The sequence below is a fragment of the Alcanivorax sp. NBRC 101098 genome, assembly GCF_001010505.1.
GTDB classification, from domain to species: Bacteria; Pseudomonadota; Gammaproteobacteria; order Pseudomonadales; family Alcanivoracaceae; genus Alcanivorax; species Alcanivorax borkumensis.
Map to the genome: position 1 here is coordinate 345,558 of NZ_AP014613.1, position 22,439 is coordinate 367,996.

The window sequence follows — 22,439 nt, forward strand, 5'->3', positions numbered from 1 at the left end:
AGGCTCTCTTCGCTTCGTTTTCCCGTTTGGGTTGACAGGCGCGCGAGGTTTCTGGTGTCCGACGTCCGGTTTTTAATCAAGGAGACACCATGAAAGTAGGTATTATCGGTGCGGCGGGTCGCATGGGGCGTATTCTGATTGAGGCGACGCTGGCTAACCCGGATACCACGCTGGCGGCGGCGGTGGATGTCCCTGGTTCCAGTTTGATCGGCGCGGATGCCGGTGAGTTGGTGGGGCAAGGAGCCTGTGGTGTGTTGCTGGTGGACGATTTGGCCAAGGTGGTAAATGAGGCAGATGTGTTCATCGACTTCACTGTGCCGGAAGCCACGGTGAAGAATCTTGAGGTGTGCCGCGCGGCGGGCACGCGGTTGGTGATCGGCACTACCGGTTTGGATGATGAGCAGAAAGCGGCCGTGCGTGCCGCCGGTGATGATATCGCTATCTGTTTTGCGCCCAATTACTCCATTGGGGTGAACTTGTGCTTCAAATTGCTGGAAACGGCGGCGCAGATTATGGGCGATGAGGTGGATATCGAAGTGATTGAGGCCCACCATCGGCATAAAATCGATGCGCCGTCTGGTACGGCGTTGCGCATGGGTGAGGTGGTGGCTCAGACCTTGGGGCGCGATCTGAGCGAGTGTGCGGTGTACGGTCGTGAAGGCCGCACCGGCGAGCGCGAGCGCCATACCATTGGTTTTGAGACGATTCGGGCCGGCGATATTGTCGGCGACCACACTGTGATGTTTGCCGCAGAGGGTGAGCGGGTGGAAATTACCCACAAGGCCTCCAGTCGTATGTCGTTCGGTCGCGGTGCTGTGCGTGCGGCTGCTTGGTTGGGCCGTCACGACAAGGGGTTGTTCGACATGCAGGATGTGCTTGGTCTGGCTGGTGAAAGCGCCGGTTGGGGCAAGGCCTGAGTGTGCCACTGGTCTATCAACGGGATTGCTGCGTGACAGCGGGGCCACAAAGCCCTAAAATAGCGCGCAGCCCGTGATGGGCGTGCGGGGCGCCGAATTAAGAATTTAGAAAAAGCGAGGTGGAGGAATCCATCTCGCTTTTTTGCGAGCGCACCCGCCGCAGATCTCCCTATTCCCTATCAGCCTGGAGGTTGCGTTGACGGTTCCCGCCATTCTCGCTCTTGAAGACGGAAGCATCTTTCGGGGTGTTGCAATCGGTGCCACGGGTGAAACCGTGGGTGAGGTGGTGTTTAACACCGCCATGACTGGCTATCAGGAGATCCTGACGGATCCTTCCTATGCCAAGCAGATTGTAACCCTTACCTATCCGCATATTGGTAACACTGGCGTCACTGCCGAGGATGAAGAGTCCTCTCGAATCTGGGCCTCCGGCCTGGTGATTCGTGATCTGGCCATGACAGTGAGCAACTGGCGTAGTGAGCAATCTCTTTCGGACTACCTGCGTGATCGCAACATCGTTGCCATCGCCGATATCGACACGCGCCGCTTGACGCGCATTTTGCGTGACAAAGGCGCCCTAAATGGCTGCATTTTGGCCGGCGAAAGTGTGGATGAAGCGCAGGCGCTTGCTGCGGCCAAGGGGTTTCCTGGCCTGAAAGGCATGGACCTGGCCAAGGTGGTGAGTGTTGCCGAGCCTTATAGCTGGACAGAGTCCACCTGGGATCTGGAGCAGGGCCACACCGAGCAGGGTGAGACCCGCTTCCATGTGGTGGCTTATGACTACGGTGTTAAGCGCAACATTCTGCGTATGTTGGCCGAGCGCGGCTGCAAGCTCACCGTGGTGCCGGCGCAAACGCCTGCATCCGAAGTGCTGGCGATGAAGCCGGATGGTGTCTTCCTGTCTAACGGACCCGGTGATCCGGAGCCCTGCGACTACGCGATTTCCGCGATTCAGGAAATTGTTGGCACCGGTTTGCCTGTGTTCGGCATCTGCTTGGGACATCAGTTGCTGGCGCTGGCCAGCGGTGCCAAATCCATGAAAATGGCTACCGGCCATCATGGTGCTAACCACCCGGTAAAAACTCTGGCCGATGACACGGTGATGATTACCAGTCAGAACCATGGTTTTGCGGTGGATATAGATACCTTGCCAGCCAACCTAAAGGTGACCCATGTGTCGCTGTTCGACGGCACCTTGCAAGGTATTGAGCGCACTGATGTGCCCGCCTTCAGTTTCCAGGGGCACCCGGAAGCGAGCCCGGGGCCGCGCGACTGTGCGCCATTGTTCGATCATTTCATCGAGCTGATGGAAGCGAAATAAGCGTCCGACGTCCGACGCTCGACGTCTGACGCGCTGGCAACTGAAATTAACGTTTGACGGTTAGTGACTATGCCAAAAAGAAGTGATTTAAAAAGCATCCTCATTATTGGTGCTGGCCCGATTGTGATCGGCCAGGCCTGTGAGTTTGACTATTCCGGCGCCCAGGCTTGTAAAGCGCTGCGCGAAGAGGGTTACCGGGTGATTCTGGTTAACTCCAACCCTGCGACCATCATGACCGACCCGGCCATGGCGGATGCGACCTATATTGAGCCGATTACCTGGCAGACCGTGGCCAAGATCATTGAAAAAGAGCGCCCGGATGCGCTGCTACCCACCATGGGCGGGCAGACTGCGCTGAACTGTGCCCTGGACTTGGATCATAACGGGGTGCTCAAAGAATTTGGCGTGGAAATGATTGGCGCCACAGAGGATGCCATCGACAAAGCGGAAGATCGCTCCCGTTTTGACAAGGCGATGAAGTCCATAGGGCTAGAGTGTCCGCGCTCTGCCATTGCCCACAACATGGAAGAAGCCAGCGCCGCTCTTGAGTCGTTGGGTTTTCCCTGCATCATCCGACCCAGCTTTACTATGGGGGGGTCCGGTGGGGGCGTCGCCTATAACCGTGAAGAGTTCGAAGAAATCTGCCAGCGTGGCTTGGACCTGTCGCCCACTAATGAGTTGTTGATCGACGAGTCTTTACTGGGTTGGAAAGAATATGAGATGGAAGTTGTCCGCGATAAAAAGGATAACTGCATCATCGTTTGTTCTATCGAAAACTTTGACCCCATGGGGGTGCACACCGGTGACTCTATTACTGTGGCGCCGGCCCAGACGCTCACCGATAAAGAACTGCAGATCATGCGTGATGCCTCCTTGGCAGTGCTGCGTGAAATCGGTGTAGAGACGGGTGGCTCCAACGTCCAGTTCGGCATTAATCCGGACAACGGGCGCATGGTGGTGATTGAAATGAACCCGCGGGTCAGTCGCTCTTCGGCGTTGGCCTCCAAAGCCACCGGTTTTCCGATCGCCAAGGTGGCGGCAAAGCTGGCGGTGGGTTACACCCTGGATGAACTGCAGAACGAAATTACCGGCGGCAAAACCCCTGCCTCGTTCGAGCCGTCCATCGATTATGTGGTAACCAAGATTCCGCGCTTCAACTTCGAGAAGTTCGCTGAAGCTGACGCCGTGCTGACCACCCAGATGAAATCCGTTGGTGAAGTGATGGCCATTGGCCGTAATTTCCAAGAATCTGTGCAGAAGGCGTTGCGTGGTCTGGAAACGGAATCCATCGGCTTTGACCCGCATGTGGACCCGGCCGCGCCGGACGCCCGTGAGCAGGTGGCGCAGTTACTCGCTACGCCGGGCCCTGAGCGTATCTGGATCGTTGGCGATGCCTTCCGGGTCGGCATGACCGTGGATGATGTGTTCAATATCACCAAGATTGATCGTTGGTATTTGGTGCAGATTGAGGACTTGATTCGTGCCGAGCAGCAGCTGGTCGACAGCACCTTTAGCAGCCTGACTCGCGACAGCCTCTATGCGCTCAAGCGCAAAGGCTTCTCCGATGCCCGCCTGGCTCAGTTGCTGGGCGTGAAGGAAGCGGATGTGCGCGGCAAGCGTGAAGAGCTGAATGTGCTGCCGATCTATAAGCGGGTGGATACCTGTGCGGCGGAATTCGCCACCGATACCGCCTACATGTATTCGAGCTACGACGAAGAGTGCGAGGCTAACCCTTCCGACCGTGACAAGATCATGGTCATCGGTGGTGGCCCCAACCGGATTGGTCAGGGTATCGAGTTCGATTATTGCTGTGTGCATGCGGCGTTTGCCATGAAGGACGACGGCTACGAGGCCATCATGGTCAACTGTAACCCAGAGACCGTGTCTACCGATTACGATACCTCCGATCGTCTCTACTTCGAGCCTATTACGTTGGAAGACGTGTTGGCTATCGTGGCAAAAGAAAAACCTAAGGGTGTGATTGTTCAATACGGCGGTCAAACACCGCTGAAGCTGGCTCGTGCCCTGCAGGCGGCCGGTGTGCCGATTATTGGAACGCCGCCGGATGCCATCGATGAAGCGGAAGACCGTGAACGTTTCCAGCAGATGGTTAATAAGCTTGGCCTGAAGCAGCCGCCCAACCGCACCGCTCGTTCCATGGAAGACGGTGTGCGCCTAGCAGAAGAAATCGGTTATCCGTTGGTGGTTCGTCCTTCCTATGTGTTGGGGGGGCGTGCCATGGAAATCGTTTACGGTGAAGCAGAACTGCGTAACTACATGATGAACGCGGTATCGGTTTCCAATGACTCCCCGGTATTGCTGGATCGCTTCCTCGACGACGCCATTGAGGTGGACGTGGATGCAGTGTGTGACGGAACGGATGTGGTTATCGGTGGCATCATGCAGCACATTGAGCAGGCGGGTGTTCACTCCGGTGATTCCGCATGCTCTCTGCCTCCGTATTCGCTGGACGACGATGTTCAGGACGTCATGCGTCAGCAGGCTGCAGATATGGCATTGGAGCTGGGCGTGGTGGGTTTGATGAATGTGCAGTTCGCGGTGAAAAACGGCGAGGTGTATGTGCTGGAAGTGAACCCGCGTGCTTCACGGACGGTGCCGTATGTGTCCAAGTGCATCGGCGTGTCTCTGGCGAAGGTGGCTGCTCGGTGCATGGCAGGCACCAGTCTTAAGGAACAAGGTTTCACCGAAGAGGTCAAACCTCAGCACTATTTCGTGAAAGAGGCGGTGTTCCCGTTCGCCAAGTTCCCGAAGGTTGATCCGATCTTAGGCCCGGAAATGAAATCTACCGGGGAAGTGATGGGCGTTGGCGAGACCTTTGCTGAAGCTTTTGGTAAGGCATCCCTGGGGGCCGGAGAAAAACTGCCGGAAACTGGAACGGCCTTTATTTCTGTGCGCGAAGTCGACAAGCCTGCCTCTGTGGAAGTGGCTCGCATGTTGATTGAACGTGGCTTCAGCCTGGTTGCCACAAAAGGTACCGCCAAGGTGCTGGGTGAGGCGGGCCTTGAAGTGAAGGTTGTGAACAAGGTGCTGGAAGGGCGTCCGCATATTGTGGACATGATCAAGAATGATCAGATTGCTCTGATTGTGAACACCACGGAAGGCAAGCAGGCGACCCGTGATTCTTTTGCGATTCGTCGCTCGGCGCTGCAGCACAAAGTGTTCTATACCACGACCATTGCCGCGGCCCATGCGGTTTGCCAGGCGCTGGGTATTAGTGGTGAGCCTACTGTTCGTCGCTTGCAGGACCTGCACGCAGAAATGAAATAAATCGTCGTCGGGAGCGCTCGGAGCAGAGTGCTCCGGGCGGTTCCGTTAACAGGGCATGTTCAACGGCCTGTTAAAAGACACGAGGATAATTATGCAACGCGTACCGATGACCGCCAAGGGCGCTAAAGCCTTGCGCGAGGAACTGGAAAAACTGAAAAAAGAAGATCGTCCGCGTATTTCTGCTGCGATTGCAGAGGCTCGTGAGCACGGCGACTTGAAAGAGAATGCAGAATATCACGCGGCCCGCGAGCAGCAGGGTTTTTGTGAGGGGCGCATTGCTGATATTGAAGGGAAACTTTCCAATGCGCAGATCATTGATATTCAGGATATTGAGAATACCGGTAAGGTTATTTTTGGTGTTACCGTGACTATCCTTGATGTGGATACTGATGAAACCAAGGTGTATCAGATCGTCGGTGACGACGAAGCTAATATCAAAGAAGGCAAGCTGAGTGTGAACTCACCCATTGCCCGTGGCCTGATTGGCCGTGAGGAAGGGGATGTGGTGCAGATCGATACTCCCGGAGGTACTCGTGAGTATGAAGTTGATCAAGTGGAGCATATCTAGGTTTTCTGTGCGTCACGCTTGCGGACAGCACGTAAAAAAAGGCGACGTTAAAACGTCGCCTTTTTAATGGCTGCCGCGGGTAGCCTACTAGGTGGGTAGTGCTCAAGCGTTCTGGTATCGCAAAATATTCGATAGTTTCGCGTTGGGTTGTTGGGCTGGGCGGTAGAGTAGGGCGATGTTGCCGATGCGCTGGATTAGCTCGGCGCTGCCTTTTTCAGTCAGCGCCTGCACAATCGCTGCTCGCTCGTCGCGGGTTTCCGCGTTGACCTTTACCTTGATAAGTTCGTGATCCTCAAGGCGCAAATTAAGCTCTTCTACGAAATTGTCGCTGAGTCCCTTGTCGCCAAAGATGAGAACGGGTTTCAGGTGGTGACCAATACGGCGTAACCGTTTGATGTCCTGGGTAGATAGCGGCACGGTGTGACTCCAGAAAGGGTTGCTGTGCGCGTATTCTACGGATTAGCCGCGGGAAAAGCAGCCATCCTGTGCATTGGCTAAGAACATGAGGATGTAGAAAATTCAGGAGAGAGTGGTTCATGGCGAAGTCCAGCCGTTCCAAAACCAGCAAAGCTTGGTTAAAAGAGCATTTTAACGATCCGTGGGTAGCTAAGGCCCAGGAGCAGGGTTATCGCTCCAGGGCCAGTTTCAAGCTGCTGGAGATGAATGAAAAGGACCGTTTGTTCAGGCCGGGCATGGCGGTGCTGGATTTGGGGGCGGCCCCCGGGGGCTGGAGCCAGGTGGCGGGTCAGCTGATTGGCGGCAGGGGCACGGTGATAGCCAGTGATATTCTTGCCATGGATGCTTTACCGGATGTGACCTTCATCGAAGGGGATTTTCGTGAGGAGGTGATCTATGAGCAAATCCTTATGGCGCTGGGGGATCAGCGGGCAGACCTTGTAATGTCGGACATGGCCCCCAATATGAGTGGTAATAGCGCGGTGGATCAGCCGCGGGCTATGTATCTGGCAGAGTTGGCGTTGGATATGGCTGAGCGGGTGTTGGAGCCTGATGGTGTGTTTCTGGTCAAGGTGTTCCAGGGCGAGGGGTTTGAAGATTATCGCAAAGCGCTACAAAGCCGCTTCAAACGCGTTGTCAGTCGTAAACCGGCGGCCAGTCGTGCCCGCTCTACTGAAGTTTATCAGCTGGGTTTTGGGCTGAAATAAGCTGCAAATACGCTATTTTGTTGTCCGAACCGGCATTACGCTGATTCCGGTAAATGGTGTAAGGTGTAAATTCGTTAGTGTGCGCGCGAGCGCCCGAATTAATCGAGGTCTCCCTTGAACGATATGACCAAGAATGTTGTGCTCTGGCTGGTAATTGCCGGCGTCCTGTACGTGGTGGCATCTAGTCTCAGTACTCAACCTGCCACCGCAGATGTGCCCTATTCCACCTTCATTTCGCGGGTAGAAGCCGGCAAGGTGCAGGAGGCCAAGATTGGCGAAAGTACGATTACCGGGACCTACACGGATGGTGGCCAGTTCCGCACGGTTAAGCCGCCGACCCTGGATACTAATCTGATGCCCACGCTGATTCAGAATGATGTGAATGTGGTGGGCTTGGAGCCTCAGCGTCAGAGTTTTCTGACGCAGCTGTTCCTGTCTGTGTTACCGATCCTGTTGATCTTGGCCATCTTTATCTTCTTTATGCGCCAGATGCAGGGTGGTGGCCGTGGCGGCGGTGGCCCCATGACGTTTGGTAAATCCAAAGCCAAGTTGTTGGGCGAAGACCAAATCAAAACCACATTCGCCGATGTGGCAGGCGTAGAAGAAGCCAAGGAAGAAGTGCAGGAGCTAGTGGAGTTTCTGCGTGACCCAGCCAAATTCCAGCGCTTGGGTGGCAAGATCCCCCGCGGTGTGCTGATGGTGGGCTCTCCTGGCACCGGTAAGACCCTGTTGGCCAAGGCTATTGCAGGGGAAGCCAAGGTGCCTTTCTTTAGTATCTCTGGTTCTGATTTTGTGGAGATGTTTGTGGGGGTTGGTGCTAGCCGTGTTCGCGATATGTTCGAGCAAGCCAAAAAGCACTCCCCTTGCATTATCTTTATTGACGAAATTGATGCGGTGGGGCGTTCCCGGGGCGCCGGTGTCGGCGGTGGTCATGATGAGCGCGAGCAGACATTGAACCAGTTGCTGGTAGAAATGGACGGTTTTGATGGCAATGAAGGGATCATCGTTATTGCCGCGACCAACCGCCCTGACGTACTGGACCCGGCGCTGTTGCGCCCCGGTCGTTTCGACCGGCAGGTAACCGTGCCGTTGCCGGATATTCGCGGTCGCGAACAGGTATTGAAAGTGCACATGCGTCAGGTGCCAATTGCCGATGATGTGGAGCCAGCGTTGATTGCCCGTGGTACCCCCGGCTTCTCCGGTGCTGATTTAGCCAACTTGGTGAATGAAGCTGCGCTGTTTGCTGCCCGTGCCAACAAGCGCATGGTTTCCATGGAAGAATTTGAGAAAGCTAAGGACAAGATCCTGATGGGGGCGGAACGTCGCTCCATGGTGATGAACGAGAAAGAAAAACTGAACACCGCTTTTCACGAAGCCGGCCACGCTATCGTTGGGCGGCTGGTGCCAGAGCATGACCCGGTTTATAAGGTGAGCATTATTCCGCGAGGCCGTGCGCTGGGTGTGACAATGTATCTGCCTGAAGAAGACAAGTACTCACAATCCAAGCGTGGTTTGGAGTCGTCCATCTGCTCGTTGTTTGGTGGGCGTATCGCGGAAGAGATGACGTTGGGCTTTGATGGTGTTACCACTGGCGCCTCTAATGATATCGAACGCGCTACCAAGCTGGCTCGTGCCATGGTGACCAAATGGGGCCTGAGTGAAAAAATGGGCCCGCTGGCCTATGAGGAAGAAGAAGGTGAAGTCTTCCTTGGCAAGCAGGTGGGGCAGCGCAAGCATATGTCTGAACAAACCGCGGAAGAAATTGACCGTGAAGTGCGGGCCATCATTGATAATTGTTACGGTCGCGCCAAAGAAATCCTAGAGCGTAATCGCGATAAGTTGGAGCTGATGGCGGATGCATTGATGCAGTATGAAACCATTGATGCCGATCAGATCGAAGACATAATGAGTGGTCACAAGCCGAGACCGCCGAAAGATTGGCGGGATCAGGGGCCGGGTAATGGCGCTGCCGCTTCTGGTGATAGTGCCTCCGGTGATGACCCGATCGGTGGGCCTGCTAACACGCACTGATTGATGATGCATCAAAAGACACTTAGCTGTGGGGCGCGGACACTGAACCTGTCCGCGCCTGTCGTTATGGGGGTCCTTAATGTGACCCCCGACTCCTTTTCCGATGGTGGCCGGTTTACCGAGCGCGATGCCGCGCTGCGTCAGGCAGAGCAGATGTTGCGTGACGGAGCGGCGATTATTGATGTGGGGGGAGAGTCTACCCGGCCTGGTGCTTCGCCGGTGTCTGAGCAATATGAGCTTGACCGGGTTGTCCCTATTGTTGAGGCGCTAAGCTATGAGCTGAATGCGCTAGTGTCTGTGGATACCAGCACCGCGGCAGTGATGCGCGCGAGTGCGGCGGCTGGCGCAGGCATGATTAATGATGTCCGCTCTTTGCGTCGCCCCGGTGCCATTCAGGCAGCAGCGGCCAGTCAGCTCCCGGTCTGTTTGATGCATATGCGGGGTGAGCCCGGCAACATGCAAGATAACCCCCGTTACGATGATGTTACTGCCGAGGTGGTCTCCTTGCTCCGTGAGCGTATCGGCGCGTGTGAGCGGGCAGGTATTTCGCGGGAGCGGCTGTTGGTGGATCCGGGGTTCGGATTTGCCAAGACTGTACAGCACAATTTGCAGCTGATGCATGAGATGGATGCGCTTCAGACTCTGGCGTTGCCTATTCTGATTGGGGTGTCGCGGAAATCTTTATTCGGCAAAGTGTTGGGGCGCGATGTGAGCGAACGATTGCCAGGCAGTCTAGCGGCGGCCGTAATGTGTGTGGAGCGCGGTGCCAGCATTGTGCGCGCTCACGATGTTAAAGAAACCGTGGACGTGGTGCGTTTCGCCCATGCGGTTATGGAATCACAAAGAGAATCGCAAAAGGAGCTGTCATGACGCGCAAATATTTCGGCACCGACGGGGTGCGAGGTACGGTGGGGGAGTTTCCCATTACGCCTGATTTTGTGCTCAAGCTGGGCTGGGCTGCCGGCAAGGTACTGGGGGCTCGTGGTGGCAGCAAGATATTGATTGGTAAAGATACCCGTATTTCCGGCTATATGTTTGAGTCAGCCTTAGAAGCGGGGATCTCTGCAGCTGGAGTGGATGTGCGCTTGTTGGGGCCGTTGCCCACGCCGGGAATTGCCTATTTGACGCGCACACTTTCGGCTCAAGCCGGCATTGTGATTTCTGCGTCTCATAACCCTTATACGGATAACGGCATTAAGTTTTTCGGGGCGGATGGTCGAAAGCTCAATGATGAAATTGAGCTCGAAATTGAGCGCTTGCTGGATGAGCAAATGTCGGTGGTGTCCACGGATCAGATCGGTAAGGTGCGACGTATAGATGATGCCCGCGGTCGTTATATTGAATTTTGCAAAAGCACGGCGCCAGGCCTAGACCTTAATGGAATGAAAATTGTGGTGGATACCGCCAACGGTGCGGCTTACCACATTGCCCCGGATGTGTTCGAAGAGCTAGGCGCCACTGTGGTGCCGCTGGCTAATCAGCCTGACGGCTTCAATATTAATCGCGATTGTGGCTCTACTCATCCCGAGGCGTTGCAGCGCAAGGTTGTGGAAGAAAAAGCTGATCTCGGTGTGGCGCTGGATGGCGATGCGGATCGATTATTGATGGTCGATCATGCTGGTAACCTAGTTGATGGTGACCAGCTGTTGTTTGTGGTGGCCCGCGATCGCAAAGAAAACGGCGCGGAAATGGATGGGGTCGTAGGAACGCTAATGTCCAACTTCGGGTTGGAGCTGGCGCTGCAGGCTGAAGGCATTGAATTTGTACGCGCCAAGGTCGGTGATCGTTATGTCATGGAGCAGTTGGATAAGCGTGGCTGGAACATCGGTGGCGAATCCTCCGGGCATCTGGTGTGCCTGGATTGCACCACCACGGGGGATGGAACCGTCTCTGCATTGCAGGTGTTGGCGGCCTTGTCCCGTCGTAAGCAAGGCTTGGCCGAGTCTGTCGCAGACGTGTCCATGCTCCCCCAGAAGATGATCAATGTACGTGGCCCAAATCGTGATGGATTTATGGAAAATGGGGATGTGCAGGCGGCCATGGCAGATGTAGAAGATAGGCTGGCCGGTAATGGCCGTATCCTGTTGCGACCCTCCGGCACTGAGCCTTTGGTGCGGGTGATGATTGAAGGCAAGGATGTGGATCGGGTGGAAAGCCTGTGCCGTGAGCTGGCCGAAGTGGTGGAAAAGGCAATCAATTAAGCGGCACTCAGCAGGCTTCACGCAATACATAGCGTGAATATCTATTGTGTGTGAGCGAGTTACAGATAAGAGAGACAATAATGAATAGAACCCCTCTGGTTGCGGGCAACTGGAAAATGAACGGGCGCAAGGACTTGCTTACCGAAATGGCAGACGCTCTGGCGGGTTATGCTGGTGCTGCTGAGGTGGTCATCTGTCCACCTTTTCCGTATTTGGCTGCGGCCAGATCTGCGATGCCGGGGGCCGTTGGTATCGGTAGCCAGAACGTGAGTGAGCAAGAGGATGGCGCTTTTACCGGAGAGGTATCTGCGCCGATGCTAGCCGAGGTGGGCTGTGGTTACGTGATTATTGGGCATTCCGAGCGCCGTGCGTTATACGGTGAAACGGATGCGCAGATTGCCAGCAAGTTCGCCCACGCTCAGGCTGCGGGTCTGGTGCCGATTCTTTGCGTGGGTGAAACGCTGGAAGAGCGTGACTCTGGCAATACTGACACCATCGTCTGTGGGCAATTACGCGCGGTTGTGGATGCGGTTGGCGTTGCGGCTTTTGCTAATGCGATAGTGGCCTATGAGCCGGTCTGGGCGATCGGCACTGGGAAGACGGCTAGCCCCGAGCAGGCTCAAGCTGTTCACGCTTGTTTGCGTCAATTTTTAGCGAAAGACGACCCGGATATCGCTCAATCGCTGCGGTTGCTTTACGGCGGCAGCGTAAAGGCGGATAATGCCGCCCTTCTATTTGCCCAGTCAGACATCGATGGGGGTCTGATCGGTGGGGCATCGTTAACAGCCGACAGCTTTATTGCGATCTGTCAGGCGGCGGAATAATTAGAGACATTATGGATATTGTTGTTCATGTAGTACACGTATTGGCAGCCCTTGGGCTGATTGGTCTGGTGCTAATTCAGCACGGTAAAGGCGCTGATGCGGGTGCTTCCTTTGGCGGCGGCGGTTCTCAAACCGTTTTTGGTAGTGCTGGGTCGGCGAACTTTCTTACTCGTGCCACAGCAGTACTGGCGGCACTATTCTTTGTGACCAGTTTGGTTTTGGCTTGGATGGCGCGTCAGGAAGCGGACAGTAGTCGTAGTTTTCTGCCGGAGCTGGAAACCGTTGAGCACCAGGATGTGCCTGTTGTTGACGAGTCTCCGTCTGAGGTTCCGGCGGGCATGACTGAAGTGCCAGTGGCCCCGGATGCGAATGAAGAGCAAAAAGAAGTTTCGGATGTGCCTCAAGCTGAGGTAGAATCCCCGGCCCCGACTGAGGTGCCTCAGTCGGAGCAGTAAGTTAAGCGTTCTTTGCCGAAGTGGTGGAATTGGTAGACACGCTATCTTGAGGGGGTAGTGAGCTTCGCTCGTGCCGGTTCAAGTCCGGCCTTCGGCACCAATTAGGGAACGTTTTGCTGGCGAGTGTTGTCAGTGAAGCGTAAGGAAAAAGACCGATGTGCATTATCGGTTTTTCCAAGATCAGCTTGAAAGCTGGTCAGTATCAGGTTCTGTGGCTTTTCCTGATACTAAGGCTTCGAAAAATAAATACTTTTTTCGATAATGCCTTGACAGAGTGGGCGCCTCTGAGTATTATTTGCGCTCGATTTTGATGCGGGGTGGAGCAGTCTGGTAGCTCGTCGGGCTCATAACCCGAAGGTCGTAGGTTCAAATCCTGCCCCCGCTACCACTTAGACGGACTAGAAAAACATCTCTGGTCCAAAGCGGACAAAAAGCCCCTCTTGTAGGGGCTTTTTGTTATCTGCAAACCGACCCGGTTGGTGGAAATGGGCGGTGGATCCGCGGTCGTTGCAGGGAATGCTGCAATTACTGTTCATCCTCGGGCCCATTTTTTGTTTGTACCGGCGGAAAGATTTATGTCAAAACGCACAGAACAATTAACCGAGCTGCTGGCTCCGGTAGTGGAAGATCTGGGTTTCGTGCTTTGGGGTGTGGAATACATCCAGGGGCGCGGGGCTGTTCTGCGTGTGTTTATTGACCATGCAGATGGTATTTCGGTAGATGATTGCGCGGCCGTGAGTCATGAAGTGAGCGGCGTGCTGGATGTGGAAGATCCAATCCCCGGTGAGTTTAATCTTGAAGTGTCCTCGCCAGGGATGGATCGGCCCATGTTCGACATTACGCAGTATGTCGATTATATCGGTGAAGATGTGCAACTTAAGCTTCTGGCACCGGTAAGCGGCAAGCGTAAAATGACGGCGGCCATTGTGGCCGTGGATGGCGATACGCTGGTGGTGGAGCTGGATGGCGAAACCTTGCGTGTTCCTTACAGTCAGGTAGATCGTGCTCGGTTGCAGCCCCGCTTCAATTGAGTACGCCCTGAAGAACTTTAGTCTTTGTAAAGGCCTGGCCATGAACAAAGAGATCCTGCTGGTAGCGGAAACCGTATCAAACGAGAAGGGTGTAAGCCGCGACGTAATTTTTGAGGCCATTGAACTGGCTCTCGCGGCAGCTACCAAGAAGCGGTTCAAGCAAGAAGACGTGGAAATTCGTGTGGATATTGACCGTGAGTCCGGTAATGCCCGCAGCTTTCGTGTATGGCACGTAGTGCCTGATGAAGAACTCTTTGAATTCGGTAAGCAACTGACATTGGATGAAGCCCACGAGCAGGATACGTCTCTGCAGATCGGGGACATCTGGGAAGAGGAAGTTGAATCCGAAGCCTTTGGTCGTATTGCTGCGCAAACTGCTAAGCAGGTCATTGTACAGAAAGTACGTGAAGCGGAGCGTCGTCAAATTGTTGAGGAATATCGTGATCGCATTGGCGACTTGGTCAGTGGCACGGTAAAGAAAGCCAGCCGTGATTCTATCGTGCTGGACTTGGGCGGCAACGCCGAAGCACTGATTACTCGTGAACACATGATTCCCCGTGAGGCCGTTCGCCAAAACGACCGTGTCCGTGCCTATCTGCTGGGCGTAAATGAAGAAAATCGTGGTCCGCAGCTGTTTGCCAGCCGTGCTTGCCCGGACATGTTGGTGGAGCTGTTTAAAATTGAAGTGCCAGAGATCGGTGAAGAGCTGATCGAAATTAAAGGCGCTGCTCGTGATCCAGGCTCCCGAGCCAAAATTGCCGTAAAGACCAATGATCAGCGTATTGATCCGGTTGGCGCTTGCGTAGGCATGCGTGGTGCGCGGGTTCAGGCCGTTTCCAATGAGCTGGCTGGTGAGCGTATCGATATTGTCCTGTGGGACGACAACCCCGCACAGCTAGTGATTAATGCAATGCAGCCGGCGGAAGTGGCTTCCATTGTTATGGATGAAGAAAGCCATTCCATGGATATTGCCGTGGAAGATGAGTCTGCATTGGCCCAGGCTATCGGCCGTAGTGGGCAGAACATTCGCCTAGCGTCTGAGTTAACCGGCTGGGAACTCAACGTCATGACCATTGATGACGCTGAGAGCAAACAGGAACAAGAAGCCGAGCAAGCCCTGCAAACATTCATCAACGAGTTAGAAGTAGATGAAGATGTGGCGGGTGTGCTAGTGGATGAAGGTTTCTCTACCCTTGAAGAAGTGGCCTATGTGCCAGAGGAAGAGATGCTGGCTATCGACGGCTTTGATGAGGAGATCGTAGAGCTTTTACGCCAGCGTGCCAAAGATGCGCTGTTGACTAAAGCCCTGGTATCTGAAGAGAAGTTTGATCAAGCCGAGCCCGCGGAAGACCTTCTCAACATGGAAGGTATGGATCGCGAGTTGGCTGTTGAATTGGCTTCCCGTGACATTGTTACGATGGAAGACCTCGCCGAACAGGCAGTGGATGACCTGCTGGAAATTGAAGGCCTGAGCGAAGAGCGTGCAGCCGAGTTGATTATGACTGCGCGCGCGCCTTGGTTTGAAGGTGAAGACGAAGCCGGGGCGTAACGCCCATTTCCAGGCTGAACAAGCAGGCACCATCAGAGATGGACAGGAGAGTGTTGCTGACATGGCAGAAACGACCGTAAAGAAACTGGCCGACATCGTAGGGACGCCCGTCGAGAAGCTGCTTACGCAGATGAAAGACGCAGGGTTGCCCCATGGCGATGCCAGCGAAGTGGTCTCAGATGAACAGAAGCAGCAGCTACTGGCGCATCTGCGCAAGTCTCATGGTGCCGAGGATGAAGGTAGTGGTAAGAAAATTACGCTGAAGCGTAAGTCCACCAGTACCATTAAGACCACCGGTGCTGCCGGTAAGTCTAAGACCGTGAATGTGGAAGTGCGTAAGAAGCGCACCTACATGAAGCGTGATGTGGTAGAAGCTGAAGAGCGTGAAGAAGCGGAACGCCTGGCGGCAGAAGAAGCTGCGCGGATCGCGGAAGAAGAGAAGCGTGCAGCGCAAGAGGCGGCTAAGCGTGCTGCGGATGATGAAGCTGCACGTCTGAAGGAAGATGAAGCTCGCGCTAAGGCTGAGCAAGAACGCAAAGCGGCCGGCGAAAAAGCAGCGGAAGAAAAAAGTAAGCGTGTTTCTGTGCCAAAAGTTTCTGCAACCAAGAAACCTGCGAAGGAAGAAACGCCGGAAGAAAAGGCCAAGCGAGAAGAAGCCGAGCGCAAACAGCGTGAAGCGGATGAGGCCAAGCGTAAGCAGGAAGCAGAAGCTCGCAAGAAAGCGGAAGAAGAAGCCGCTCGCCGTACCGCTGAAGAGGCCGCCCGTATTGCGGCTGAGCTGGAGCAGCGTGGCGAGCAGGAAGAGAAAAAACCTGCGGTGGAAGATGACAAGGGCTCATCCATTGTTAATGCCGCGCAGGAAGCCAGCTATCAGCGTGAGGAGCGCCAGTCTCGCCGTCGTCGCCGCAAGCCCAAGGTGGCAGGCGTTGTGCACGGTAAGATGAAAAGCTCCATGAATAAGCAGCATGGCTTTAAAACACCGACGGAGAAGAAAATCTACGAAGTCGAAGTTCCAGAAACAATTACCGTGGGTGATCTGGCCCAACGCATGAACATCAAGGCCAAGTCTTTAATTAAGTCCTTGATGAAAATGGGCGAAATGGCCACGGTTAACCAGCCGATTGATCAGGAAACCGCGTTCTTGCTGGTAGAAGAGATGGGCCATAAGCCCGTTGCCAGTAAAGGGCAAGAAGAGTTGCTGGAAGATCATCTGGCTGCTGATTTGGTAACCCGTGACAGTGTGGATTCAGAGCACCGAGCTCCCGTTGTGACCATTATGGGTCACGTGGACCACGGTAAGACCTCTCTGCTCGATTATATTCGTAAAGCCAAGGTGGCAAGCGGCGAAGCGGGCGGTATTACCCAGCACATTGGTGCGTATCACGTTGAGCACGAGAAAGGCATGATTACCTTCCTCGACACGCCTGGTCACGCTGCCTTTACTGCCATGCGTGCCCGTGGAGCTAAAGCCACTGATATCGTGGTGATTGTTGTTGCCGCCGATGATGGTGTAATGCCGCAGACCGAAGAAGCGATCAACCACGCGAAAGCGTCGGGTGCGCCGATTATAATTGCGGTCAACAAGATTGATAAAGAACAGGCAGACCCGGACCGGGTGCGTAACGAATTGGCCACCAAGGATGTAATCCCGGAAGAGTGGGGCGGTGAATACCAGTTCATTAACGTTTCTGCTCACTCTGGCGAGGGCGTTGATGACCTGCTGGATGCGATCCTTCTGCAATCAGAATTGCTAGAGCTGCAAGCTCAGGCCTCCGGTTCCGCGACCGGCGTTGTGATTGAATCTCGCATTGAGAAAGGCCGCGGAACGGTAGCGTCTATCTTGGTGCAGGGTGGCGAGCTTCAGATCGGCGATATGCTACTGGCCGGTGCTCATTTTGGCCGTGTGCGTGCGATGGTTGACGAAAACGGTAAAGCCATCAAGAAGGCTGGCCCATCTATTCCTGTAGAAGTGCTTGGCCTAAATGGCGCACCGGAAGCCGGTGAGCAGATCCAGGTTGTGACAGATGAGCGTAAGGCGCGGGAAGTGGCTGAGTTCCGTCAGGAACGTGACCGTGAGCTTAAGCTTAAGCGTCAGCAGGCGTCCAAACTGGAAAACCTGTTTGAAAATATGGGCAGTGCAGAGACCAAAACCGTCAATATCGTGTTGAAGACCGATGTACGCGGTTCTCTGGAAGCGCTGACCAGCGCCCTGAATGACCTGGGTACAGACGAAGTGAAAGTGAACCTGGTGTCCAGTGGCGTGGGGGCGATCAACGAATCCGACGTTAACTTGGCGATGACCAGTGAAGGTGTCTTGCTGGGCTTCAACGTTCGTGCTGATTCCAAAGCTAAGCGAGTGTGCGAACAGGAAGGCATTGATCTGCGCTATTACAGCGTAATTTACGAACTGATCGATGACGTGAAGCAAGCCATGAGCGGTTTGCTTGCTCCGGAAAAACGCGAAGAAATTCTTGGTGTGGCTCAGGTGCGCGATGTGTTCCGCTCTTCCAAGTTTGGTGCTGTTGCCGGTTGTATGGTGGTGGAAGGTACGTTGTACCGGAACCGTCCGATCCGCGTTCTGCGCGATGATGTGGTGGTCTTCGAGGGCGAGTTGGAGTCTCTGCGTCGCTTTAAGGACGATGTACCGGAAGTGCGTAACGGCATGGAGTGTGGCATCGCAGTGAAAAGCTATAATGACGTGAAAGAAGGCGATAAGATCGAAGTCTTCGAAGTGAAGGAGGTGGCTCGCTTCCTGTAAGGGAAAGCGTGCCCGAACCTTGCTATGAGCCGTCATCGCCGCCCCCAAGGCTTTAACCGCACTGACCGAGTCGCTGATCAGATTCAGCGCGAGTTGTCCCGGTTGTTGCAGTTCGAAATGAAGGACCCTCGAGTCAATCTGGCGACGATTCAGGATGTAACGGTTTCCCGTGATCTGTCCTATGCTGAGGTGTATTTCACCTTGCTGGGACAGGGCGAGGAGGCCGGCGCAGAAGCCGAAGAGGTGCTCACCAAGGCCAGCGGTTTTCTGCGCAGCAGCCTAGCCCAGGGCTTGAATACCCGCACTACCCCCAAATTACGTTTCCATTACGATATGACCCCGGAGCGGGCTGCTCATCTATCGCAATTGATTGATGAGGCCCGGGCAGAAGACCGGGAGCTGCGTCCGGAAGACGACGAAACCGGAAACAACGAGTAACTCGGAGCTGTCAGGTGGCAAAGCGTCGTCCTAGAGGCCGTGATCTCAACGGCATCCTGTTATTGGATAAATCCTCCGGCGTGAGCAGTAATGGCGCGCTGCAAATGGCAAAAAAAATGTTTGCTGCCGCTAAAGCGGGCCATACTGGCAGCTTGGATCCGTTGGCCACGGGCATGCTACCCATCTGTTTCGGCGAGGCGACTAAGTTCAGCCAGTTTCTGTTGGAGTCGGACAAGAGCTACCGAGTAACCGCCAAGCTGGGAGTGACTACAGAAACTGGCGATGCGGACGGCAATGTGGTGAACACTACGGAAGTGTCCGCCTCTGCCGCCCAGATTGAAGCGGCGTTGTTGTCATTTAAGGGCGATATCGAGCAAATTCCAAGCATGTATTCGGCGATTAAGCATGAAGGTGTGCCGCTCTATAAGCTGGCCCGTGAGGGTATCACCGTAGAGCGTAAGCCTCGGCCGGTGACGATTTATGATTTGCGAATTCTACGTATCGACGGCGATGAGCTGGAGTTCGAGGTGGACTGCTCTAAAGGCACCTATGTGCGCTCACTGGTGGAAGATACAGGGGCTCTGTTAGGGTGCGGCGGGCATGTGACCGCTCTACATCGCCTGTCTGCGGGACCTTACCCGGCAGAGCGAATGCTGACCTTAGAGCAGCTGGGTAAAATCAAGGAAACCGGTGGTTTTGAGGCAATCGATGAGCTGCTCTTGCCTTTATCCACCAGCGTGGCAGACTGGCCGCGCGTTGAGTTGGGTGACAATGCTGCTTACTACTTGCAGCAAGGGCAGCCGGTGATGGCCTCAGACCGCCCTCTGGACGGCTGGGTTAGCGTTTATCAGGCGTCCAGTGGTGAATTTCTGGGTGTCGGAGAAGTATTGGAAGACGGGCGGATTGCTCCCCGTCGTCTGGTTGCAGGCGGAGCCTCTTGAGGAGATTCGCCCGATAATGACGGCAGCTATAAATATGCATGGCTGGCCGTGACCTTAATTGAGCATATTGGAGAAGCATCATGGCGTTAACCGTTGAACAAAAAGCTGAAATTCTGAAAGAGCATGGCCGCAAAGAGAATGATACCGGGTCCCCGGAAGTTCAAGTCGCTTTGCTGAGCGCCAATATCAATGGTCTTCAGGATCACTTTAAAGGCCACAAGAAGGATCACCACAGCCGTCGTGGCCTGATCCGCATGGTAAACCAGCGTCGTAAGCTGCTGGACTACCTGGCCAAGAAAGACCGCACCCGTTACTTGCAGCTGATCGAAAAGCTGGGTCTGCGCCGCTAAGGCATGGATCAAAGTTACAACAACAGAAGCTCGGCATAGCCGGGCTTTTGTTGTTTTAGGGTGCGGGGAAAAGGCCGCGCAGCCTTAGCCATGATACTGAGTGATGCGTGGTGCGTTTCTCGATATCATGCGTGAACGAAAGAAGAGTGTATGTCAGAGGCATGGGCCTTGAAGATTGTCGTGAAGAAGAGAGAAGAGACGAGATATGTTCAATAAAATTACCAAGCAAATTCAGTTTGGCCGTGACACGGTAACCTTGGAAACCGGGCAAATTGCTCGCCAGGCAACCGCCGCTGTCATGGTCCGTATCGGTGACACCCAAGTGTTGGTCACCGTAGTGGGTAGAAAAGAAGCCAATCCAGGGCAGAACTTCTTTCCCCTGACCGTTAACTATCAGGAAAAGACCTATGCAACCGGCCGTATACCCGGTGGCTTCCTCAAGCGTGAAGGTCGTCCTAGCGAAAAAGAAACGCTGACCTGCCGACTCATCGACCGCCCGATTCGCCCGCTGTTCCCAAAGGGCTTCATGAATGAAGTGCAGGTTGTGGCTACGGTGATGTCTTCCGACAAAAACCGCGATCCGGATATTGCAGCCTTGATCGGTACGTCCGCTGCCTTATCTATTTCCGGAATTCCTTTTAGTGGCCCGATTGGTGCTGCACGGGTGGGCTACAAGGATGGAATGTACATCCTCAACCCTAGCTATTCCGAGTTGGCTGAGTCTGCACTGGACTTAGTTGTTGCAGGTACCGAACCTGCTGTATTGATGGTGGAATCCGAAGCGCAGGAGCTGTCTGAAGACCAAATGCTGGGCGCGGTATTGTTCGGCCATATGGAAATGCAGCCGCTGATCCAGGGCATCAAGGAGTTCGCTGCCGAAGTGGGCACTGAAACGTGGGACTGGAAACCGGCTGAGCAGAACGAGACCCTGAAAGCGGCGATCAAAGATAAGTTCGCGGCGGCGTTGGGCGAGGCTTACACCATTACCGAGAAGATGGCCCGTTACGCCAAAGTGGGCGAGCTGCGTGATGCTTGTGTGGCTGAGTTTGCCACCGGTGAAGACGGTGCGCCGGAAGCCGACGAAGTGAAAGACCTGTTCGGCAAGATCGAAAAGAGCGTGGTGCGTGAAGCCGTGGTATCCGGCAAGCCGCGTATTGATGGTCGTGCTTTGGATGCGGTGCGTGCTATTGATTGCCAAGTGGGCACTTTGGCGAAAACTCATGGCTCTGCGTTATTCACCCGTGGTGAGACCCAGGCGATCGTCACTGCCACATTGGGTGGTATGCGCGATGCGCAGTTCATCGACGCGCTGGAAGGGTCCCACCAGGACCACTTCATGCTGCAGTACAACTTCCCTCCATACTGTGTGGGTGAGACGGGCTTCATCGGCTCTCCCAAGCGTCGTGAAATCGGTCACGGTCGCCTGGCCCGCCGTGGTGTGGAAGCCGTTGTGCCTAGCGTGCAGGACTTCCCTTACACGATTCGTGTGGTCTCTGAGATCACTGAGTCCAACGGTTCTTCTTCCATGGCGTCCGTGTGTGGCACTTCCATGGCGTTGATGGACGCTGGTGTGCCGTTGACCGCGCCGGTGGCCGGTATTGCCATGGGCCTGGTGAAGGAAGAAGACGGCCGTTATGCAGTGCTGTCCGATATTCTGGGTGATGAAGATCACCTTGGCGACATGGACTTCAAGGTGGCTGGTACCGCCCGTGGTGTGACTGCTTTGCAGATGGACATCAAGATCGAAGGCATTACCGAAGAGATCATGGAGAAAGCGCTGAACCAGGCAAATGCCGGTCGTCTGCATATCCTGGGTGAGATGAATAAGGCGATTGCCGAGTCGCGCTCTGAGGTATCTGACAACGCGCCGACTCTGCTGACTTTGAAGATCAACCCGGACAAGATCCGTGATGTGATCGGTAAAGGCGGCGCGACTATTCGTGCCCTCACCGAGGAAACGGGTTGTACCATTGACATTGAAGACGATGGTAGCGTGAAGATCTACGGTGAAACCCGTGAAAAAGCCGATGAAGCGGTCCGTCGCGTAGAAGAGATTACCGCGGAAGCTGAAGTGGGTGCAATCTACGAAGGCAAGGTAACGCGGGTTGTTGATTTCGGTGCGTTCGTGGCGATCATGCCCGGCACTGAAGGCCTGCTGCACATCTCCCAGATCGCTGAAGAGCGTGTTGAGAAAGTGACTGATTACGTGAACGAAGGTGAGATCATTAAGGTGAAAGTCCTTGATGTGGACCAGCGTGGCCGTATCAAACTGTCGATGAAGGAAGCTAAGGAAGATTAATTTCTGCCTTGTGGTTTCAAAAAAGGGTCGGCATTTGCCGGCCTTTTTTTATGCTGGGTGCTTGCTTGGTTTGCCGGTTATCTATGGTTGTGATTTGGCGCTACAGACGGCGGGAGGGGGGCGCAGAGGCCAAAGGGTCTTGGTGAGCAGCACGCCCTCAATCTCCACTTGAGAAATGCCTGCCTTTGGTGGCATCCGAACTACGCTGATTCGAATGATAGTCGCTGCTATTTGCGATAGTTGACGGAAGCGGCAAAGCCTGCGCTAGGGTTCTAGGTGCCAACGTTGCCAGGCTCGGCAGCGAA

The 22,439-nt window shown here is 54.7% G+C and carries 18 protein-coding genes and 2 tRNA genes; 19 read left to right on the forward strand and 1 reads right to left on the reverse strand.

Annotation, left to right across the window (positions count from 1 at the left end; translation table 11 throughout):
* The first annotated feature begins 89 nt into the window (after positions 1-89).
* The 4 genes from dapB to greA all read left to right on the forward strand — a co-directional run bounded on the left by dapB (position 90) and on the right by greA (position 6,094).
* Entirely contained in the window at positions 90-917 is an 828-nt protein-coding gene (gene dapB, locus AS19_RS01610) for a 4-hydroxy-tetrahydrodipicolinate reductase (protein ID WP_011587612.1), read from the forward strand.
* A 196-nt stretch (positions 918-1,113) separates the two neighbouring features.
* On the forward strand, positions 1,114-2,238 hold the full coding sequence (gene carA / locus AS19_RS01615) for a glutamine-hydrolyzing carbamoyl-phosphate synthase small subunit (RefSeq protein ID WP_011587613.1): 1,125 nt from the start codon (positions 1,114-1,116) through the stop codon (positions 2,236-2,238).
* A gap of 69 nt (positions 2,239-2,307) precedes the next feature.
* Positions 2,308-5,526, forward strand: a complete 3,219-nt coding sequence (gene carB / locus AS19_RS01620; protein ID WP_011587614.1) for a carbamoyl-phosphate synthase large subunit — start codon at positions 2,308-2,310, stop codon at positions 5,524-5,526.
* Between the two features lie 91 nt (positions 5,527-5,617).
* Positions 5,618-6,094 (forward strand): transcription elongation factor GreA, encoded by a 477-nt coding sequence (greA, locus tag AS19_RS01625; RefSeq protein WP_035459409.1) that lies wholly within the window; start codon positions 5,618-5,620, stop codon positions 6,092-6,094.
* Positions 6,095-6,196: 102 nt separating this feature from the next.
* Here the strand turns inward: greA and AS19_RS01630 are convergent, their stop codons facing one another.
* Positions 6,197-6,511: a YhbY family RNA-binding protein gene (locus AS19_RS01630; protein ID WP_011587616.1), complete on the reverse strand. Its 315-nt coding sequence runs from the start codon at positions 6,509-6,511 to the stop codon at positions 6,197-6,199.
* Positions 6,512-6,630: 119 nt separating this feature from the next.
* Between AS19_RS01630 and rlmE the strand changes: the two genes are divergently transcribed.
* From rlmE to pnp, 15 genes are all read left to right on the forward strand, one after another.
* Positions 6,631-7,257: a 23S rRNA (uridine(2552)-2'-O)-methyltransferase RlmE gene (gene rlmE / locus AS19_RS01635; protein WP_011587617.1), complete on the forward strand. Its 627-nt coding sequence runs from the start codon at positions 6,631-6,633 to the stop codon at positions 7,255-7,257.
* 123 nt (positions 7,258-7,380) lie between these two features.
* A complete protein-coding gene (ftsH, locus tag AS19_RS01640) occupies positions 7,381-9,288 on the forward strand; it encodes an ATP-dependent zinc metalloprotease FtsH (RefSeq protein WP_144412615.1) in 1,908 nt (635 codons plus the stop codon).
* Between the two features lie 6 nt (positions 9,289-9,294).
* Positions 9,295-10,158, forward strand: coding sequence for a dihydropteroate synthase (gene folP, locus AS19_RS01645; protein WP_046961638.1), 864 nt, complete (start codon positions 9,295-9,297; stop codon positions 10,156-10,158).
* Complete coding sequence (gene glmM, locus AS19_RS01650; protein ID WP_011587620.1) at positions 10,155-11,489, forward strand: phosphoglucosamine mutase; 1,335 nt, start codon at positions 10,155-10,157, stop codon at positions 11,487-11,489. Before folP ends, glmM begins: the two co-directional genes overlap by 4 nt.
* Positions 11,490-11,569: 80 nt before the next feature.
* Complete coding sequence (gene tpiA / locus AS19_RS01655; RefSeq protein WP_011587621.1) at positions 11,570-12,313, forward strand: triose-phosphate isomerase; 744 nt, start codon at positions 11,570-11,572, stop codon at positions 12,311-12,313.
* Positions 12,314-12,324: 11 nt separating this feature from the next.
* Positions 12,325-12,768 carry a preprotein translocase subunit SecG gene (gene secG / locus AS19_RS01660; RefSeq protein ID WP_011587622.1) on the forward strand — a complete coding sequence of 148 codons (444 nt, stop codon included), beginning with the start codon at positions 12,325-12,327 and terminating at the stop codon, positions 12,766-12,768.
* A 14-nt stretch (positions 12,769-12,782) separates the two neighbouring features.
* Positions 12,783-12,868, forward strand: a tRNA-Leu gene (locus AS19_RS01665).
* Between the two features lie 211 nt (positions 12,869-13,079).
* Positions 13,080-13,156 (forward strand) — tRNA-Met (locus tag AS19_RS01670).
* Between the two features lie 187 nt (positions 13,157-13,343).
* A complete protein-coding gene (gene rimP / locus AS19_RS01675; protein WP_035459394.1) occupies positions 13,344-13,799 on the forward strand; it encodes a ribosome maturation factor RimP in 456 nt (151 codons plus the stop codon).
* Between the two features lie 40 nt (positions 13,800-13,839).
* Positions 13,840-15,348: a transcription termination factor NusA gene (nusA, locus tag AS19_RS01680; RefSeq protein WP_035459392.1), complete on the forward strand. Its 1,509-nt coding sequence runs from the start codon at positions 13,840-13,842 to the stop codon at positions 15,346-15,348.
* 61 nt (positions 15,349-15,409) lie between these two features.
* Complete coding sequence (gene infB, locus AS19_RS01685; RefSeq protein WP_011587625.1) at positions 15,410-18,106, forward strand: translation initiation factor IF-2; 2,697 nt, start codon at positions 15,410-15,412, stop codon at positions 18,104-18,106.
* 24 nt (positions 18,107-18,130) lie between these two features.
* Positions 18,131-18,544, forward strand: coding sequence for a 30S ribosome-binding factor RbfA (gene rbfA, locus AS19_RS01690; protein WP_011587626.1), 414 nt, complete (start codon positions 18,131-18,133; stop codon positions 18,542-18,544).
* Between the two features lie 14 nt (positions 18,545-18,558).
* Entirely contained in the window at positions 18,559-19,485 is a 927-nt protein-coding gene (gene truB, locus AS19_RS01695; protein WP_046961640.1) for a tRNA pseudouridine(55) synthase TruB, read from the forward strand.
* 80 nt (positions 19,486-19,565) lie between these two features.
* Positions 19,566-19,835, forward strand: coding sequence for a 30S ribosomal protein S15 (gene rpsO, locus AS19_RS01700; protein ID WP_007148581.1), 270 nt, complete (start codon positions 19,566-19,568; stop codon positions 19,833-19,835).
* A gap of 205 nt (positions 19,836-20,040) precedes the next feature.
* Complete coding sequence (gene pnp, locus AS19_RS01705; RefSeq protein WP_011587628.1) at positions 20,041-22,134, forward strand: polyribonucleotide nucleotidyltransferase; 2,094 nt, start codon at positions 20,041-20,043, stop codon at positions 22,132-22,134.
* Positions 22,135-22,439: the final 305 nt, after the last annotated feature.